At 27.8% G+C, this 18540-nt stretch carries 13 protein-coding genes; 7 read left to right on the top strand and 6 right to left on the bottom strand.

The annotated features are described in order from the left end of the window. Positions 1-3 precede the first annotated feature (3 nt). Together yihA and Q7K47_09835 are read left to right on the top strand one after the other, a co-directional pair. Positions 4-606 carry a ribosome biogenesis GTP-binding protein YihA/YsxC gene (yihA, locus tag Q7K47_09840; GenBank protein MDP0507495.1) on the top strand — a complete coding sequence of 201 codons (603 nt, stop codon included), beginning with the start codon at positions 4-6 and terminating at the stop codon, positions 604-606. Positions 607-623: 17 nt separating this feature from the next. Next, entirely contained in the window at positions 624-3281 is a 2658-nt protein-coding gene (locus Q7K47_09835; protein MDP0507494.1) for a valine--tRNA ligase, read from the top strand. A gap of 159 nt (positions 3282-3440) precedes the next feature. Here Q7K47_09835 and brnQ read toward each other — a convergent pair whose 3' ends face one another. Beyond that, complete coding sequence (gene brnQ / locus Q7K47_09830; GenBank protein ID MDP0507493.1) at positions 3441-4712, bottom strand: branched-chain amino acid transport system II carrier protein; 1272 nt, start codon at positions 4710-4712, stop codon at positions 3441-3443. 647 nt (positions 4713-5359) lie between these two features. Here brnQ and Q7K47_09825 point away from each other — a divergent pair. After that, complete coding sequence (locus Q7K47_09825) at positions 5360-6706, top strand: sodium-dependent transporter (GenBank protein ID MDP0507492.1); 1347 nt, start codon at positions 5360-5362, stop codon at positions 6704-6706. Positions 6707-6819: 113 nt separating this feature from the next. Here Q7K47_09825 and Q7K47_09820 read toward each other — a convergent pair whose 3' ends face one another. The 5 genes from Q7K47_09820 to Q7K47_09800 form a co-directional block, all read right to left on the bottom strand. Further along, the gene (locus Q7K47_09820; GenBank protein MDP0507491.1) at positions 6820-8043 is read right to left on the bottom strand and encodes a uracil-xanthine permease family protein; all 1224 of its coding nucleotides are present in this window, start codon (positions 8041-8043) and stop codon (positions 6820-6822) included. Positions 8044-8210: 167 nt separating this feature from the next. Beyond that, positions 8211-8843 carry a thiamine diphosphokinase gene (locus tag Q7K47_09815; protein ID MDP0507490.1) on the bottom strand — a complete coding sequence of 211 codons (633 nt, stop codon included), beginning with the start codon at positions 8841-8843 and terminating at the stop codon, positions 8211-8213. Between the two features lie 24 nt (positions 8844-8867). Continuing rightward, the gene (locus tag Q7K47_09810) at positions 8868-9716 is read right to left on the bottom strand and encodes an endonuclease/exonuclease/phosphatase family protein (GenBank protein MDP0507489.1); all 849 of its coding nucleotides are present in this window, start codon (positions 9714-9716) and stop codon (positions 8868-8870) included. A gap of 59 nt (positions 9717-9775) precedes the next feature. Further along, a complete protein-coding gene (gene gmhA, locus Q7K47_09805; GenBank protein MDP0507488.1) occupies positions 9776-10351 on the bottom strand; it encodes a D-sedoheptulose 7-phosphate isomerase in 576 nt (191 codons plus the stop codon). A gap of 19 nt (positions 10352-10370) precedes the next feature. Beyond that, complete coding sequence (locus Q7K47_09800) at positions 10371-11243, bottom strand: LysR family transcriptional regulator (protein MDP0507487.1); 873 nt, start codon at positions 11241-11243, stop codon at positions 10371-10373. A gap of 168 nt (positions 11244-11411) precedes the next feature. Here Q7K47_09800 and pepF point away from each other — a divergent pair, with 168 nt between their 5' ends. From pepF to Q7K47_09780, 4 genes are all read left to right on the top strand, one after another. Next, on the top strand, positions 11412-13217 hold the full coding sequence (gene pepF / locus Q7K47_09795) for an oligoendopeptidase F (GenBank protein ID MDP0507486.1): 1806 nt from the start codon (positions 11412-11414) through the stop codon (positions 13215-13217). Positions 13218-13393: 176 nt separating this feature from the next. Continuing rightward, positions 13394-15175: an adenine deaminase C-terminal domain-containing protein gene (locus Q7K47_09790; protein ID MDP0507485.1), complete on the top strand. Its 1782-nt coding sequence runs from the start codon at positions 13394-13396 to the stop codon at positions 15173-15175. Between the two features lie 20 nt (positions 15176-15195). Continuing rightward, the gene (ade, locus tag Q7K47_09785) at positions 15196-16926 is read left to right on the top strand and encodes an adenine deaminase (GenBank protein MDP0507484.1); all 1731 of its coding nucleotides are present in this window, start codon (positions 15196-15198) and stop codon (positions 16924-16926) included. Between the two features lie 29 nt (positions 16927-16955). Next, complete coding sequence (locus Q7K47_09780) at positions 16956-18521, top strand: hypothetical protein (GenBank protein MDP0507483.1); 1566 nt, start codon at positions 16956-16958, stop codon at positions 18519-18521. The last annotated feature ends 19 nt before the right edge of the window (positions 18522-18540 follow it).

The following is an 18540-nucleotide window of genomic DNA, read 5'->3' as shown; positions in this document are numbered from 1 at the left end:
ATTATGCAAATAAAACAAGCAGATTTTGTGAAATCAGCAGTTTATGAAGTGGATTATCCAGAAGAATTAGGTGGAGTAGAATTTGCCTTTGTGGGAAGATCAAATGTTGGAAAATCTTCACTAATAAATAGTATAACAACAAGAAATAAATTAGCAAGAACGAGTAAAACTCCAGGAAGGACACAACTTATAAATTATTTTAAAATAAATAATGAATTTTATTTTGTTGATTTACCGGGATATGGATTTGCAAAAGTACCAAAGGCAATGAAAGCTGAATGGGGACAAACAATGGAAAGATACTTATCTAGTAATAGAAATAAGGTTATATTTGTTCTTTTGGATATTAGAAGAGTTCCAAGTGGAGAAGATTTAGAAATGCTAGAGTGGCTTGAACATTTTGGTGCGCATTTTAAAATAATTTTTACTAAAATGGATAAAGTTTCAAATAATGCAAGAGCTAAATGTTTAAAGGCTATAAAAACAAGACTAGAATTTGATCATGATGACGTATTCTTCCATTCTTCATTAAAAAATACAGGAAAACAAGAAATATTAGATTATATTGGAAGAGTAGTAGAAAAATATAAAAAAGACAATAATTAAAATTTGGAGGTAGAGTAATGAGAGAATTGGAAAAGGTTTATTCTCCTAAGGAAATAGAAAAAAAATGGTATAAAATATGGGAGGATTCCAAATATTTTGCAGCAACTATGGATGAAAAAAAGGATAATTATTCTATAATGATTCCACCACCAAATGTAACAGGGATATTACATATGGGACATATTTTAAATAATAGTATTCAAGATACTTTAATAAGATTTAAAAGAATGTCAGGATGCAATACTTTATGGATGCCTGGAATGGACCATGCAGGGATAGCAACACAAAATAAAGTTGAAAGAAAATTAGCAGAAGATGGATTAAAAAAAGAAGATTTAGGAAGAGATAAGTTTATAGAAGAAACATGGAAATGGAAAGAAAAACATGGGGGAATAATAACTTCTCAGCTTAGAAAAATAGGAGCTTCTCTTGATTGGGATAGAGAAAGATTTACTATGGATGAAGGTCTATCAGAATCAGTGAAAAATATATTTATAAAGTTATATAATGATGGATTGATTTATCAAGGTGAATATATGGTAAACTGGTGTCCAAGATGTGGAACTGCCATTGCAGATGATGAGGTAGAATTTGAAGATAAAGCTGGTGGATTTTGGTATGTAAATTATCCAGTAAAAGGAACAGATGAAAAATTAACAATTGCAACTACAAGACCTGAAACTATGCTAGGTGACGTTGCTATTGCAGTTCATCCTGAAGATGAAAGATACAAACATTTAGTAGGTAAAAAAGCAATACTTCCATTAGTGGGAAGAGAAATAGAAATAGTTGCAGATTCATACGTTGATATGGAATTTGGAACAGGAGCCTTAAAAATAACTCCAGCTCATGACCCTAATGACTTTGCTATTGGAGAAAGATTCAATCTTCCAGTAATTAATGTATTTACAAATGATGCTAAAATAGTTGAAGGATATAAATATTCTGGAATGGATAGATTTGAAGCTAGAGATAAAATAGTTGCAGATTTAAAAGCGGAAGGATATTTAATAAAATTTGAAGAAAGATCTCATAATGTAGGAACTTGTTATAGATGTAATACAATAATAGAGCCAAGAGTTTCCAAACAATGGTTTGTAAAAATGAAACCATTAGCAGAAAAAGCTTTAGAAGTGGTTAGAAATGGTGAAGTTAAAATAATGCCAAAAAGATGGGAAAAAGTTTACTACAACTGGCTTGATAACATAAGAGATTGGTGTATTTCAAGACAAATTTGGTGGGGACATAGAATACCTGCTTGGTATGGACCAGATAAGAAAATGTTTGTTGCACATGATGAAGCAGAAGCATATAAGCAAGCAAAAGAGTTTTATGGAGAAGATGTAAAATTAGAACAAGAGACAGATGTATTAGATACATGGTTTTCTTCAGCACTTTGGCCTTTCTCAACTTTAGGTTGGCCAGATAAAACTAAAGAATTAGAATTATTTTATCCAACTTCAACTTTAGTAACAGGAGCAGATATTTTATTCTTCTGGGTAGCTAGGATGATAATGTTTGGAGAATATACTCAAGGAGATATTCCATTCCATAATGTATATCTTCATGGAATAGTTAGAGATGATCTTGGTAGAAAAATGTCAAAATCTTTAGGAAATTCACCTGATCCTCTTGATTTAATAGAAAAATACGGAGCAGATGCAATTAGATTTACAATGTTATATAATACTTCTCAAGGACAAGACGTTCATTTTTCTGAAAAATTAATTGAAATGGGAAGAAATTTCTCTAATAAAATTTGGAATGTATCAAGATTTGTTATAATGAACTTAGAAGATTTTGATGTAACAAAAGTAAATAAAGAAGAATTAAAATATGAATTAGTAGATAAATGGATATTCTCAAAATTAAATAAAACAGCAAAAGAAGTTGCAGATAAATTAGATAAATTCCAGTTAGACGAAGCAGCAAAATCTGTTTATGAGTTTTTAAGAGGAGATTTCTGTGATTGGTATGTTGAATTAGCAAAAATAAGATTATATAATTCAGAAGATAAAGCTCAAAAAACTACAGCTCAATATGTTCTATGGTCTATATTAGAAGCTGGAATGAGATTATTACATCCATTTATGCCATTTATGACAGAAGAAATTTGGCAAATAATAAAAACTAATGGAGAAACAGTAATGTTACAACAATATCCAGTTTGTAGTGAATCATTAGTAGATGAAAATGTAGAAAAATCATTTGCTTATATTCAAGGAATTGTTTCATCTCTTAGAAATATAAGAGCTGAAGCTTCTATATCTCCAGCTAAATTAGCAAAAGTTGTTATAAAAACATCAGATGATAATGAGTTAAAAACAATAGAAGATAACTATATGTTTATTACTAACTTATCTAATTTAGAAGAAATTTCTTATGGAAAAGATATGGAAAAACCAGCTCAAAGTGGATTTAGAGTAACAATGAATTCAGAGGTTTATATGATTCTTACAGGTCTTTTAGATGTGGAAGCAGAAGTTAAAAAATTAGAAGCTCAATTAGCAAAAATTGAAAAAGAATTAGAAAAAATGAATAAGAAATTATCAAATGAAAAATTCTTAGCGAAAGCACCAGAACATATATTAGAAAGAGATAAAAGAATTCAAAAAGAATATCAAGATAAAGCTGATAAAATTTCAGAAAATATTAAAGAATTAAAAAATAGCTAATATAATATTAATAAGTCACTTTTAAGTGGCTTATTTTATTTGTTAAATAAAAAAGATCTTGTATTATAAAATAATACAAGATCTTTTTTAAAACAACCGTTATTTATTTTAAATCTATTTCCTTATATATATAATGAAATAGATAATAAAAACTATTTATTAATTAGTTTTTTTATTAGAAACTAAGAAACTAACTAATCCAGCAACTAGACATGGAACTAACCATGAGAAACCATCTTTTGCAAGAGGAATATATAAAATCATTTTAGAAAGAGCAGTTAGTTTGAAAGTGCCTCCTAAAACCTCTAAAATTGCAACAATTAAAGCAACGTAAGCTACAGATGCAAAAACAGTTCTATTTTTAATTCCAAAAATATTTAATAAAATTAATACAATTGTAACTGGATATAAAATAACTAAAACAGGAATTGATAATTTTATAATAAAGTCAACTCCTCCAACAGCCATTAAAGTTGAAAAGATACAAGTGAAGATTGCAATTGCTTTATAAGAGAAAGGGGTAATTCTTTCAAACCAATCACTTACTAAAGCTACAAGTCCAACTGAAGTAGTAAGACAAGCTACAGATACGCAAATACCAAAAGCTAATTTACCTGCAGATCCTAAAGTAGCTTCAGCAATATAAAGCGCAGAACTTGTTGTAGCTGCTCCACTTTCGATACCACTAACCCTAGATCCAAGATACATTAAAGATAAGTAAATAAGTCCAAGACCTAAAGCGGCAATTATTCCTGCACTACTTAAATAAGATCTTTGTTCATGTGGATCTTTAATTCCTTTTCCTTCTAATCCTCTAACAATAACAACACCAAAAATAACTGCAGCAAGAGCATCCATAGTTTGATATCCTTGGATAAACCCATAAGAAAATACTTTATTTGCTGTTGAAACAACAGGAGTTCCAATATCAGTAGTTACTCCAACAATAGTTATTAAAGCTAAAATAATTAGAATTACTGGAGTAAGAAATTTACCAATAATATCTGTAATTTTAGATTCTTTTAATACAAGAGCAAGAGTTATACCAAAGAATAAAATAGAAGTAATAACAGAAACCATAAAATGATTAGCATTAGGTAACATAGGAAATACTCCCATTTCAATAGTAGTAGATCCAGTTCTTGGAATTGCAAATAAAGGACCAATTACTAATATAAGAATAGAATAATACAAAGTATTAAACTTTGGTGAAATAATTTTAGCAAAATTTTCTACTTCTCCTACTTTAGTAAAAGCTAAAACTCCTAAAAGTGGAAGTCCAACTCCAGTAGCTAAAAAACCAATTCCAGCTAAAAACCAATTAGATCCCATATTAACTCCTACAGATGGTGGAAAAATTAAATTTCCAGCTCCAAAAAACATTGCAAAAAGTGCAAAACCAAGCACTAAAACCTCTTTTTTCTTATTCATGATATACATCCCCCTTTTAAATCTTAAAAAATAAAAAACAGCCTAATTCACAAGTAATTAGGCTGTTGTTAACTTAAACTTAATTTTATTCTTCTCAAACTTATAATTTTGCTTTAGATAAAATTACGCAAAACTATTTAATCTATATAGAGATTTATGTTTTAAGAAACCTAATATACTTTTATTCATATTAAAAAATCTGCTACGTATGACTAGTATTAGTATGACTAATATAGTTATTTGTATCAGTAAAATGTTTATTATGAACAGTATTAGTATATTGTTAAACATAAAATTTCTCCTTTTCAAAATTATAATAACATAATTTTATCAGATATTGGAACTTATGTCAATAAATAAATCATAAAATAAAATAGATCATAAAAAAAAATAATATTTCAATAAAGTTTAAATATATTTAAAGCTTTTAAAAATAGTATTTTATGTTAATTTTTTTATATATATAAATCAGGTAAAATAAAAAAAAAGTTGACAGAAATAAAAAATTTGTATAGAATGATTGGCATAAGAAAAAAAGAGGCTAAAAAAATAGAATTTATGTACTAAAAAAACAAACAAAGTTCTTTTTGAGGTGCTTTATTGGTTTAGTTTTTAATAAAATTTAAATATAAAACGGAGGGATGATTATGGCAGAAAAAGAAGCAAAAAGAGGGCAGTGGAGCTCGACCTTAGGATTTATTTTAGCAGCAGCAGGATCAGCTGTAGGTTTAGGAAATTTATGGAAATTTCCATATTTAGCAGGTAAAAATGGTGGAGGAGCATATTTATTTGTATATTTATTCTTTGTAATGATTATAGGTTTTACAATGATTTTGGCAGAGATGGCAATAGGAAGAAATGGTCAATCAGATGCATTTGGAGCATTTAAAAAAGTTAGTGAAAATTGGAAATATTTAGGATTATTACAAATTTTTATTAGTTTTCTAATCTTATCTTACTATAGTGTTATTGGTGGATGGGTTTTAAAATATGTATTTGCTTTTTTAAAGGGTGGAATAGCTGGAGACAAAGCAGCTTATTTTACAAGTTATATAAGTAGTACAAATGGTCCAATTATATTTCATTTATTCTTTATGGTTGCTACAGCAGCAATAGTTTTCAATGGAGTTTCAAGTGGAATTGAGAAAGCTAGTAAATTTATGATGCCAGCATTATTCGGATTGTTGATTTTAATTTGTTTACGTTCAGTAACATTGCCAGGTGCAGGAGCAGGAATTAAGTTTTTCTTAAAACCTGATTTTTCAAAGATTAATGGATCAGTAGCCTTAGATGCTTTAAGTCAAGTTTTTTATTCATTAAGTTTAGCTATGGGTATTACAGTAACATATGGTAGTTATTTAAGAAAAGAAGAAAATTTATTAGGAAATGCAACTAAAGTTCCTATTTTAGATACAATAGTAGCTATGTTAGCAGGTTTTGCAATCTTACCGGCAGTATTTGCTTTAGGATTTAAACCAGGTGCAGGTCCAGGATTGATGTTTATAACATTACCAGCAGTATTTGAACAAATGGCATTTGGAAAAGTATTTGGATTGATGTTCTTTGTATTAGTTTTATTTGCCGCTTTAACATCTTCAATTTCTCTTTTAGAAGTTAGTACTTCATTGTTAGTAGATCAGTTCAAAATGAAGAGACAAAAAGCAGTTGCAATTTTAACAGTGGCATTGTTTTTATTAGGTGTTCCATCTTCTTTATCTATGGGAGTTTGGGCAGATTTAAAAATATTCTTTGGAATGAATTTCTTTGATTTCTTATGTTATTTAACTGATAATGTATGCTTACCAATCAGTGGATTATTAACTTGTATCTTTATAGGTTATGTTTGGAAAAAAGAAGATCTTTATAATCAAATTACAAATGATAATACTATTAAATTTACACTTTTCAAAGTTTGGTTTGGAATGTTAAGATATGTAGCTCCAGTAGTTTTAATAGTTATCTTATTAAAATCATTAGGTTTTATTCATATTTAATAAAATATAATAAAGAAAAAAGATTCCTTAGGAAACTAGGGAATCTTTTTTAGTTAATAGAAAATTTATAATAAAAAACTTCCTTTAGAATTATCTAAAGGAAGTTAAATGATTTATATATTTTCTGGGAAAAGTTTATTTAATGTAACTCCAACTAAAGCTGCAATAGCAAGACCAGATAGAGAAACTGTTCTCCAAATTTGAATATTATTTATTCCTATCCCAAGTACAAGAATAAGAGAAGCAATAATTAAATTTCTAGATATAGAAAAATCAATTTTATATTCTATAAGAGTTCTCATTCCTACAGAAGCAATCATTCCAAATAAAATAATTGATATACCTCCCATAACAGGAGTAGGTATAGTTTGTAAAATTACCCCAAATTTTCCTATAAAAGAAAGTACAATTGCATAACAAGCAGCAATTCTTAAAATAGCAGGATCATAAACTTTAGTAACTGCTAAAACTCCAGTATTTTCACCATAAGTTGTATTTGCAGGACCTCCTAAAAGTCCAGCAACAATAGTTGCCATTCCGTCACCAAGTAAAGTTCTTGCAATTCCAGGATTAGCAAAGAAATCTTTTCCAACAACAGCTCCATTTGTAGTAATGTCTCCAATATGTTCAATAAAAACTACAAATGCAATAGGGGCAATAGCAAGTACACTAGTTAAACTAAATTTTGGAATAGTTGTAAGTGAACTCCAGGCTTCTGGAGAAAAACCAATCCAACTAGCTTCTTTAATAGGAGCAAAATCTACCATTCCAAGAGTTATAGCAACTAAATATCCGATAACTACAGACATTAAGATAGGAACTAATTTTAAGAAAGATTTTCCTAATAAAGAAATAAGAATCATACAAATTACAACAGTTCCAGATACTATTAAACTTTTAGTATCAAAGATTCCATTAGAATAACCGGCCATTGAAAGAGCTACAGGACTAAGTCTTAATCCAATAACTACGATTGTAGGACCAACAACTATTGGTGGGAAAAAAGATTTTACTTTTTCTACTCCAAAAATTCTAACAAGTTGGCTAACTAAAACATAGACCAAACCAGCTGCAATAATTCCTCCTTTAACTTCAGCAATTCCATTTTCCTTTAAAACAAGAGCAATGGCTCCTATAAATGCAAATGATGAACCTAAAAATACAGGAACAATTCTTTTAGTACAAGCATGGAAAATTAAAGTTCCAAGACCTGCTGATAAAAGAGCAACAGAAGGATTCAATCCAGTAAGAAAAGGGACAAGTACAGTAGCTCCAAACATAGCTAAGATATGTTGAAGTCCTAGGACTAACTTTCCTTTAGTGTTAATTTCATTCATTCATTAACCTCCATTAATATATTTAATTTTATTGATAACTTTAACGTAAAATAAGAGTACTTATTTTTGGGCAAAAAAAATTTGTGAAAATTTCGCCAAATTTTTTAAATCTTTACGTATTTTTACTATTCTATCATATTAGAAAAAGAAAAGTCAAATAAATTTTATTATAAATTTTCGATAATTCCAATTAAATTACCTCTAGAAAATTTTATATTAGCATTAGAGTCAATTATTATATTGCTATTACAAATAGAATCTCCACGAAATAATAAAAAATTATTTAAAGGATATTTAAATCCAGTTAAAGTCAAATTTTCAACTTTATCACTAAAAGGAATAAAAGAAATAGTTTTATTTATTTTGTTTTTGATATTAAAATTTTGTTCAACTTTAAAAATGGTTTCTTTATGACTTATAAAGTTAAGATTATTATATTTAAATAGAAGATTTAAATTTGTTAAAAAATGATCGGTTCTTCCACCAAGACCTCCTAAAATAATAATTTCATTATAATTTCTTTTTGAAATTTCTGAAATTAATAATTCTCCATCGGTTAAATCTTTTTCAGGGTTAAATTTAATAATTTTACAGTTTAATTTTTTTGCTTGAGCTATTAAATTTTCATTACAAGAATCAAGATCTCCCCAAATTTCAAGGGGTTTTAAATTCATTTCTAAAGCAAATTTAAGTCCTCCATCTGCACAAAAAATATCAGTTTGATTTTTTAAGATATTTTTATAAAATTCTTGCTTAGTGTCCATAGTTCCATTTAAAAATATAAATGCTTTTTTCTTCATAAAAATCCTTTCATAGTAATTAAATTAATCATCATCAAAATCTATAGAAACTTCTATAAAAATAGGAAGATGATCAGAAATATATTTTCGAGAATAGTAATAATTTCCATTGGTATAATCAATAGTACCGCTTACATCATTATACTCCTTTGTGTATTTTTTTGAAATAAAAATATTATCATATTGATTAGCTAATTTTTTAGAGCTCATAGTTGTTTTTAAATTAGGAGAAATACAATTAATAATATTATCTTTATGAGAAAACAAAGTTTTAAATCCTCGATTTCTAACAGATAAATTAAAATCTCCTCCAAGGATTATGTCATTTTCTTGTTTGTCCATATTTTGGAAATAGTTATATACCTTAGGCAAAGCTTCAGCTTCAGCTACTCTTAAACTTTTATGTTTTCCATAAATAGAATGTAATAAAATAAAAGTAAAATCAAAATTATTTATTTTGAAATCAGCTCCATAAGGTTCTCTTATAAAATCATGCTTTTTATCTTTGAAAAATCCTCGAGATTTTAGGAATTTTACTTTTTTAGTGTTGTAAACATAAGCGTAATATTCTTTATATTTTCTTGTTCCAACAGGATAAGAAGATATATGAAAATCCCATTTTTCAGAAGAAAAATTATTTATTGTATCTACTAGTTTTTCAATCCCTGATTTATTTATAACTTCAACTAAACCTACAATATCAAATTCAGATATAATATTAGATAATTCTATATAATTTTTTTTGTTTTTTCCTAATCTAAGAACATTAAATGTTGAAATATAACCAACATTTTTTCTTTTATTATAATGGTTATCTTTAGAAAATGAAATAAAATTAATTGAAATAAAAATAGTCAAAAATATTGTTTTCATAGTTCTCCTTTATAATATTCTAAAAGAAAAGACAGAAAAAATTCTGTCTTTTAGTAGTTTTAATAATTTTCAGGAAACATTATTCTTTCCACACCTTCGATTATAATATGGAGAATCATCATATGAATCTCTTGAATTCTATCAGAAGTTTTTCCAGGAATTATAAACTCATAATCACAAAGACCTTTTAATAATCCACCATCTTTACCAAGAAGAGCAACGGTTTTCATTCCTATTTTTTTAGCTTCTTTCATAGCTTCAATAACATTTTTAGAATTTCCGCTAGTAGAAATTCCAATTACCATATCATTTTTTTTACCAAAAGCTTCCACACCTTTTGAAAAAATATAATCAAATCCATAATCATTGCCTACACAAGTTATGTGAGAAGAGTCAGATATAGATATAGCTGGTAAAGGACGTCTTTCTTTCCTAAATCTACCAGTAAATTCTTCAGCAAAATGCATAGCATCACAATTGCTTCCACCATTTCCACAAATCATAACTTTATTTCCAGAAATAAAAATATTAGCTAATTCTTCAGCAATTTTCTCTGTTATTTTATTTTTTTCTTCTTCATTTATAAAGTTAATAAGTAATTCTAATTCATCTTTATATGAGTTTATTAAGTTCATAATCTATCCTTTCTATTACCTATCCGTTAATTTTATAATGTGACATAAAATTTAAAAATTTAATTATTGGAGTAAGGTTAGCTTTATCTTTAGTTATTACAAGTTGATATCCATCTTTAATTTCTTCTAATTCTTCAACAATTTTAAAAGTTCCATTTAAAATTTCTTTAGAAACAGAATAATAAGGTAAGATAACATTTGCGATATCTTTTTTTACCATACCTTTGATTACTTCTAAACTTCCTAAAACTGAAATTTTATTTTCAAATATAAAATTATATTTATCTTCTAAATAATTAATAGCTTTAGAATTGTTAGGAACATTAGTTCGAGTAATAAGAGGATATTCAGAAATATTTTCAATAGAAATATCTTTATTAGAAGTAATTAAAACATAAGGAACTTTTTCAACAGTTATAACATCTAAGTTTGGATCAATAATATGTTCCTCATCAACTAAAGCTATATCTATTTCTCCTTCTTTTAATTCTTTTAAAAGAATATTTTTTTCAGAAATTTTTATTTCATATTCAATCTCATTATGGGACTGTCCAAATTCTTCCATTAATCTAGGTAGAAGAGGATCTCCAATTATAGAAGTAGAACCAATTATAATTTTTGCTTTACCTAATTTGATAATTCTATTAATTTCTTTTTCTGTTCTTTGAACTTTATTAAAAATATCTTCAGCCATTTTGTAAAGGGCTTCACCAGTATAAGTAAGTCTTATTTTTTTAGAACTTCTATCAAATAATTTAGTATTTAAAATTTCTTCAAATTTCTTTACTTGAATAGAAACAGCCGATTGATTAATGAATAATTTATTAGCTGCTTTGGTAAAACTTTTTTCTTTAGCTACCTCATAAAAAATTTTTAAATAATGTAAATCCATAAATTCCTCCTTAAGCTAGGGTACACACTCTAGATTTAAATATATTCTATCATATAAATTATATATTTCATATATAAAATCAAAAATATTTTAAAAAATAAAATTTATTTGTTATAATCTGGGATAGAAAGACAAAAAAATATATAAAGGAGATTATTTATGAATAAAATATTAGATAGAAAAAGTATAGATGATAAGTATAAATGGAAATTAGAAGATATTTATGAAAACTGGGAAAATTGGGATAAAGATGTATTAGAATTAAAAAAAGATTTAAATAAAATTCAAGATTTTCAGGACAAAATAAAAAATAGTAAAGAAGAATTTATAAAATTAATAAAGCTAAAAGAAAAGATAGATAGAAGATTAGAAAAATTATATATATATGCTTTTATGTGGAAAGATTTAAATTCTTTGGATCAATTTGTTTCTAAAAAATTACAAGAAATTGAATTTGTTTATTCTGAATATGGAGTTCTTTCAGCTTGGATAACTCCTATAATAATAGAAATACCAAAGGACACCATGGATTCTTGGATAGAAAGTGATGATAAATTAAAAGAAAATAAATTTATGTTAAATGAAATATACAGATTAAAAAAACATGTTTTAGATATAGACAAAGAAAAGTTATTATCTTATTTTACTCAATATATGGGTGCAACGAATTCAATATATAATGAGCTTTCTACTTCGGATATAAAATGGAATAAAATAAAGTTATCTTCAGGAGAAGAAGTAGAGATTACAAATGGAATGTATTCTAAAATTTTAGGAGAAAATAGAGATCAAACAGATAGAAAAAATGCTTTTGAAGCCCTATATAAAGCTTATGAAACAAATAAAAACACTTATGCTTCAATATATAAAAGTCAACTACAAAGAGATGTAGCTTTTATAAAAGCTAAAAATTATACGACTACTTTAGAACAAGCTTTAGAGCCAGATAATATTTCTATAAAAGTTTATGAAAATCTTATAGAATCAGCTAAAGAAAATTCTGAACCATTAAAAAAATATATAGGTCTAAGAAAAAAATCTTTAAATTTACAAGAATATCACTATTATGATAATCAGATAAAAATAGCAGATTATAAGAAAGAATTTTCATATGATGAAGCCAAAAAAATAGTTTTAAATTCAGTAAAACCTTTAGGGGAAGAATATTATAAAAATTTAGAAAAAGCTATAAGTGACGGTTGGCTTGATGTATTTGAAACTCCAAATAAAAGAAGCGGAGCATATTCAATAAATATTTATGATGTACATCCTTATATGCTATTAAATTATAATGGAACTATGGATTCTGTATTTACATTAGCTCATGAATTAGGACATACCTTACATAGTATGTATTCAACAATTAATCAACCTTATGCAACTAATGATTATACTATTTTTGTTGCAGAAGTAGCTTCTACTTTTAATGAAAAATTACTTTTAAAGTATATGTTAGAAAAGACAACAGACAAAAAAGAAAGAATTGCCTTAATAGAAGAGGCTATAGGAAATATAATGGGTACTTATTATTTACAAGCTTTATTTGCTAATTATGAATATGAAGCTTATAAAATTATTGAAAAAGGTGAGGCAATAACTCCAGATGTTTTAGATAATTTAATGGAAAAATTATTTAAAGAATATTTCGGAGAAGAATTGATTATGGATGATTTACAAAAAATTATATGGTCAAGAATTCCACATTTCTTTAATTCTCCTTATTATGTTTATCAGTATGCAACAAGCTTTTCAGCCTCTTCAAAATTATTTGAATTAGTAACAGATGAAAAATATTCAAAAGAAAAAAGAGCTTTAGCTTGCAGTAAGTACTTAAAACTTTTAAGTTCTGGTGGAAATAATTATCCTGTTGAACAATTGAAAATAGCAGGAGTTAATTTAGAAGAAAAAATTAATTTTAAAGCAGTTAGTCAAGAAATGGACAATTTAATTAAATTATTGGAAAAAGAAATTTAGGGTTGACGAATAAATAAGAATATGATAAAGTTATTTTTATCAAATGTAAGTAACAATTGAATAAAATTCCATTTTAGATACTAGACGCAGGACGGGAAACCTGGTTCGCCTTTTAAGGCCGTGTGGTATCTTTTTTATTTAAAATTATAAAATTTAAATTTAAAAATGGAGGAAAGATGGAACAAACAGTAGAAAATTTAAAAGAATTAGTGAGAGCAGGAAGAGGAGTATATCCTGCAGATTTAGTTATTTCAAAGGGGACATTAGTAAATGTAATGTCAAGTGAAATATATCCTGCAGATATTGCAATTTATAAGGATACAATAGTTGCAATAGGGGATGTAAGGGATTATATTGGAGATAATACTAAAATAATAGATGCTTCTGGAAAATATATAACACCAGGACTTATTGATGGGCATATTCATAGTGAATGTAGTAAATTAAGTATTACTAGCTATGCAAAGGCAGTAGTTCCATGTGGGACAACAAGCATGATTTCTGGTTTGGATGAATATATTTCTGTTTCAGGTTTAGAAGGACTAAAAGAAATATTTGAAGAAATAAAGAAGAGTCCATTAAAAGTATTTTGGGGAGCTCCTCATCAAACTCCTTATACTATTCCTCAATCTACTATTTCTTATAATTTTACTAAAGAAGTTCATGAAGAAGTTCAAAAATGGCCAGAATGTTTTGGAATTTGGGAAACAGTAAGAGAATTTATTCAAGAAGAAGATGAAAATACTTTAGGAGCTATAGCAGAAGCTTCAAAAAATAGATTACCTGTTTTTGGTTGTGCACCAATGGCAAGAGGAAAAGAATTAAATGGATATTTATGTGGTGGTGTTCGTTTAGATCATGAAAGTTATGATCATAAAGAAGTAGTTGAAAAAATGAGAAATGGAATGCATATGTTAATAAGAGAATCTTCTGTAACTCATTTTTTAAAAGAAAATATAAAAGCAGTTACAGAGGTTAATAGAGCTTTTGCAAGACGTGTAAGTTTTTGTACAGATGATGTTACAGCAACAGATGTTTTAGAAAAAGGGCATTTAGATAATATAGTAAAATTATCAATAAAAGAAGGAGTAGATCCAATAACAGCAATACAAATGGCAACAATAAATAGTGCAGAAGCTTATAGAATAGATCATTTGATTGGATCTGTTTCTCCAGGAAGAATAGCAGATATTCTTTTAGTAGATAATTTAGAAGAATTTAAAGTAGATACAGTAATTGTAAATGGAAAAATAGTTGCTAAGAATAAAAAGCTTACTTATGAGCTAAAAGCTCCTAAAAGAAGTAAATTATTAACAAGTAAATTAAAGTGTAAGAAAGTTAGTAAAGAAGATTTTGAATATAAAGTGAAACAAAAAAAAGGTAAAGTAAAAGTTCTTTCTATGAATGTAATAGGACCTTTTGTTAGAAAAAGAAGAGATGTTTTATTAGAAGTAGAAAATAATATTATTAAACCAGATATAGAAAATGATGTTTTGATGGTTTCCGTATTAGAAAGATTTGGAAAGAATGGAAATAAATCTTTAGCTTTTTGTTCAGGATGGAAATTAAAAAAAGGAGCAATGGCTTCTTCAGCAGCTCCAGATGATAATAATATAGTAGTTTTAGGAGCTGACGCTTCAGACATGGCTGTAGCAGTAAACTATTTAATAGATAATGGCGGAGGACAAGTTGTTGTTTGTGATGGTAAAATTATTGAGTTTTTACCATTACCTGTTGGAGGGATTTGTAGTGATGCAGAACCAGAAGAAATAGCAAGAATAGAGAAATTATTATCTAAAGCAGCAAATGATTTAGGATGTAAATTACCAGAACCTTTAATGTATATGTTCTTTTTACCGATAACAGCAATACCAGATTATGCAATTACAGATGTAGGACCCGTGGATTGTATTGCACTTGAAATATTTAATCCAATTTTAGAAGAAAATATAGGATAGTAAAATTTTTGGAGGTAAAAATGAAAAAAAAAGTTTTAAAGAGACTTATTGAAATAGCTTCAGGAAGAATGAAAGCAGATTTAGTTATAAAGAATTGTAAAGTAGTAGATGTTTACTCTTCTAAAATTATAGAAGGAGATATTGCAATATGTGAGGGATTAATAGCAGGAATAGGAAGTTATGAAGGAGAAAAAATGATAGATGCTGCGGGGAAGTATGCAGCACCAGGTTTTATAGATAGCCATATACATATTGAATCAGCTTATGTTTCACCAGAAGAAATAGGAAGATTATTAGTACCTCATGGAGGAACAACAATAATAGCAGATCCTCATGAAATAGTTAATGTTTGCGGAATTAAAGGATTGGATTATATGATGGAAGCTTCTAAAAACACACTTTTAGATATAAAATATATGATTCCTTCTTGTGTTCCAGCTACTCCTTTTGAAGATTCAGGAGCAATAGTAGATGCTGCTAAAATAAAAGAACCTATTTTAAGAAATAATGTTTTAGGTTTGGGAGAATTTATGAATTTTCCAGGAATAATAAATGGTGATGATTATGATTTAGATAAAGTAATGGTAGCTAAAAAAGCAAATAAAATAATAGATGGACATTGTCCTGGAATATATGATAAAGATTTGAATGCTTATGTATCTGTAGGGATTAGTAATGATCATGAGTGTTCTACTGTTCAAGAAATGAATGATAGAATTTCAAGAGGAGTATACGTTCTTTTGAGAGAAGGATCAGCATGTCACAATTTAAGAGATTTAGCTAAGGGAGTAACTTATAATAATAGTAGACGTTGCCTTTTATGTTCAGATGATAGACAACCTAAAACTATACTAGAAAAAGGACATTTAGATAATCATTTGAAAATTTGTGTAGAAGAAGGAATTGATTCAATAACAGCAATACAAATGGCAACAATAAATGCAGCAGAATGTTTTGGCTTGAAAGATAGGGGAGCTATTGCTCCTGGGTTAAGAGGAGATATAGTTCTGTTAAAAGATTTAAAAGGTTTTAAAGTTGAAAATGTTTTGATTGAAGGAAAAGAAGTTGCTCAGGAAGGAAAATACCTTATTGAAACAAAAAAATATGATATAAGTTCGGTTAAAGGAAGTATGCATGTATCTAATTTTTCGGAACAAAAATTAAAATTAAATTTAAAATCCAATAGAGTTAATTTAATTGATATTTTACCTGGAGGAGTAGTAACTAAAAAAAGTATAGATGAAGTTGATTTAGATAGTAAAGGAAATTTTAAATATAGCGAACAAAAAGATATAGTTAAGGTCGCTGTTATAGAAAGGCATAACAATACTGGAAAAATGGCCGTAGCTTTACTTAGAGGCTATGGAATAAAAGAAGGAGCGGTAGCTTTATCTATAGCTCATGATTCACATAATTTAATAGTTGTTGGAGTTAATGATGAAGATATGAGTTTTGCAGTTGAAAAATTGATAGAACAAGAAGGAGGAATTATTCTTGTTAAGGATAAAAAAGTAATAGAGTCTATGCCTATGCCAATAGCTGGAATTATGAGTGATAAAAGTGGTGAATGGGTAGATAAAAAATTAAAATCTATTCATAAAAAGGCTTATGAACAATTAGGGGTACATCATAATGTAGAACCAGTTATGACTTTATGCTTTATGTCTTTACCTGTAATTCCAGAAATAAAAATTACAGATAGAGGGTTATTTGATGTGACTCAATTTAAATTTATAAATTTAGAAGCATAATATTTTACATAATAAAGAAGGAGAGATAAATGAAATCAAGTTCACATATTCCATTTTTTAAAAAAGGAGATATAGGTGGTCTTACTTATATAGTTACAAATAATGTTATAAATTATTTAATTGTTATAGCTACACTTTCAGGAGTTTTAGAATGGCCTGATGAGATTGTTTATGGGAAAGTAATACCTGGTATGTCTATAGGTTTAGCTTTAAGCTGTTTATACTATGTTTATATGGCGATGAAACTTGCAAAAAGAGAAGGGAGAAATGATGTTACAGCTCTTCCTTCAGGAGTATCTACTCCAGCAATGTTTGTTATATTATATGGTGTAATAATGCCGCTTAATTATAGTTTGAAAGATCCACAGCTTACTTGGTCAGCAGCAGTTGCAGCATGTTTTATAGGTGGAGGAGTTGAATTTTGTGGAGGATTTATAGGTCCTTGGATGAAAAAACATATTCCTCGTGCAGCTTTATTAGGAACAGTTGCAGGAATAGGTTTTATCTGGATGGCTACTCAAGGTCTGTTTGATATTTTTAGTGATCCAATAATAGGTTTACCAATATTTATTATAGCTATGATAGGATTGTTTGGGGGGTATTTATTTCCTAAAAGAATTCCTCCATTAGTAGTAGCGGTGTTAGGTGGTATAGTTTATGCCTATTGTTTAGGAAGAACAAAAATAGATTTTACAGGAATAGGTTTTTATTTTCCAAATCCAATAAATACAGTTCAAAATCTTATAAATGGTTTTGCAGTGGTAGCTCCATATTTAACAATTATTATTCCTATAGAAATTTATAATTTTGTAGAAACAATGGATAATGTAGAAGCTGCAAATGCTGCTGGTGATAATTATAGTGTAAGAGAGGCTCAATTTGCAGATGGAATTTGTACGATGATTTCAGCAATATTTGGTGGGGTTGTTCCTAATACAGTGTGGTTGGGTCATGCAGGTCTAAAAAAAGCAGATGCAGGGATAGGATATTCAGCTGTTTCAGGAATAATTTTAGCTTGTTCAGGAATATTTGGATTATTTACGTTTTTGAGTGAAATGGTTCCTCCTGCAATTTGTGGAATAACTTATTTGTGGTGTGCTGTTATAATGGTAGCTCAAGCTTTTAGAGTTTGTAAAAGAAAACAATTTGCAGCAGTTGTAGTTGCAATGATTCCTCCAGTTGCAGATTTCCTATTTACTCAAGTTTCAGGAGCTATGGGGGTTTCTAATATTTGGACAGAAGTGACAGCTTCAGGAGTAAATGGATATAATCCTGAAATATCTCAGATGCTTATTGATTCAGGTGTTATGTGGCATGGGATACCTGAGGTAAAGGCAGGAGCAATAATAATAGGAATTATTGTTGGGACTATGACAGCTTGTATAATAGATAGAGATTTAAATAAAGCTTCGATAACGATGCTTTTTGCAGCCATATTATCAATCTTTGGATTTGTTCATAGTGCAGCATTAGGATTTTATCCAAATTCAGAATTTTTTAAAGCATATGTTATTTCAGCGGTCTTATTATATATTTTACATTTTGCAAGTAAAGGATCATTTTTATATAAACAAGATAATTTTGATTATGTATAGTAATAAAAGCCTAGATTTA

Source organism: Fusobacterium sp. JB019 (genome assembly GCA_030673965.1).
Classification (GTDB): Bacteria; Fusobacteriota; Fusobacteriia; order Fusobacteriales; family Fusobacteriaceae; genus Fusobacterium_B.
The sequence above is the reverse complement of the archived record's forward strand: the minus strand, read 5'-3'. Positions and strand labels throughout refer to the sequence as shown.

What these genes read in the sequence shown, in the direction of transcription:
- yihA (MDP0507495.1), top strand. Translation starts at nt 4, where the DNA reads ATGCAAATAAAACAAGCAGATTTTGTGAAATCAGCAGTTTATGAAGTG.
- Q7K47_09835 (MDP0507494.1), top strand. Translation starts at nt 624, where the DNA reads ATGAGAGAATTGGAAAAGGTTTATTCTCCTAAGGAAATAGAAAAAAAA.
- brnQ (MDP0507493.1), bottom strand. Translation starts at nt 4,712, where the DNA reads ATGAATAAGAAAAAAGAGGTTTTAGTGCTTGGTTTTGCACTTTTTGCA.
- Q7K47_09825 (MDP0507492.1), top strand. Translation starts at nt 5,360, where the DNA reads ATGGCAGAAAAAGAAGCAAAAAGAGGGCAGTGGAGCTCGACCTTAGGA.
- Q7K47_09820 (MDP0507491.1), bottom strand. Translation starts at nt 8,043, where the DNA reads ATGAATGAAATTAACACTAAAGGAAAGTTAGTCCTAGGACTTCAACAT.
- Q7K47_09815 (MDP0507490.1), bottom strand. Translation starts at nt 8,843, where the DNA reads ATGAAGAAAAAAGCATTTATATTTTTAAATGGAACTATGGACACTAAG.
- Q7K47_09810 (MDP0507489.1), bottom strand. Translation starts at nt 9,716, where the DNA reads ATGAAAACAATATTTTTGACTATTTTTATTTCAATTAATTTTATTTCA.
- gmhA (MDP0507488.1), bottom strand. Translation starts at nt 10,351, where the DNA reads ATGAACTTAATAAACTCATATAAAGATGAATTAGAATTACTTATTAAC.
- Q7K47_09800 (MDP0507487.1), bottom strand. Translation starts at nt 11,243, where the DNA reads ATGGATTTACATTATTTAAAAATTTTTTATGAGGTAGCTAAAGAAAAA.
- Q7K47_09790 (MDP0507485.1), top strand. Translation starts at nt 13,394, where the DNA reads ATGGAACAAACAGTAGAAAATTTAAAAGAATTAGTGAGAGCAGGAAGA.
- ade (MDP0507484.1), top strand. Translation starts at nt 15,196, where the DNA reads ATGAAAAAAAAAGTTTTAAAGAGACTTATTGAAATAGCTTCAGGAAGA.
- Q7K47_09780 (MDP0507483.1), top strand. Translation starts at nt 16,956, where the DNA reads ATGAAATCAAGTTCACATATTCCATTTTTTAAAAAAGGAGATATAGGT.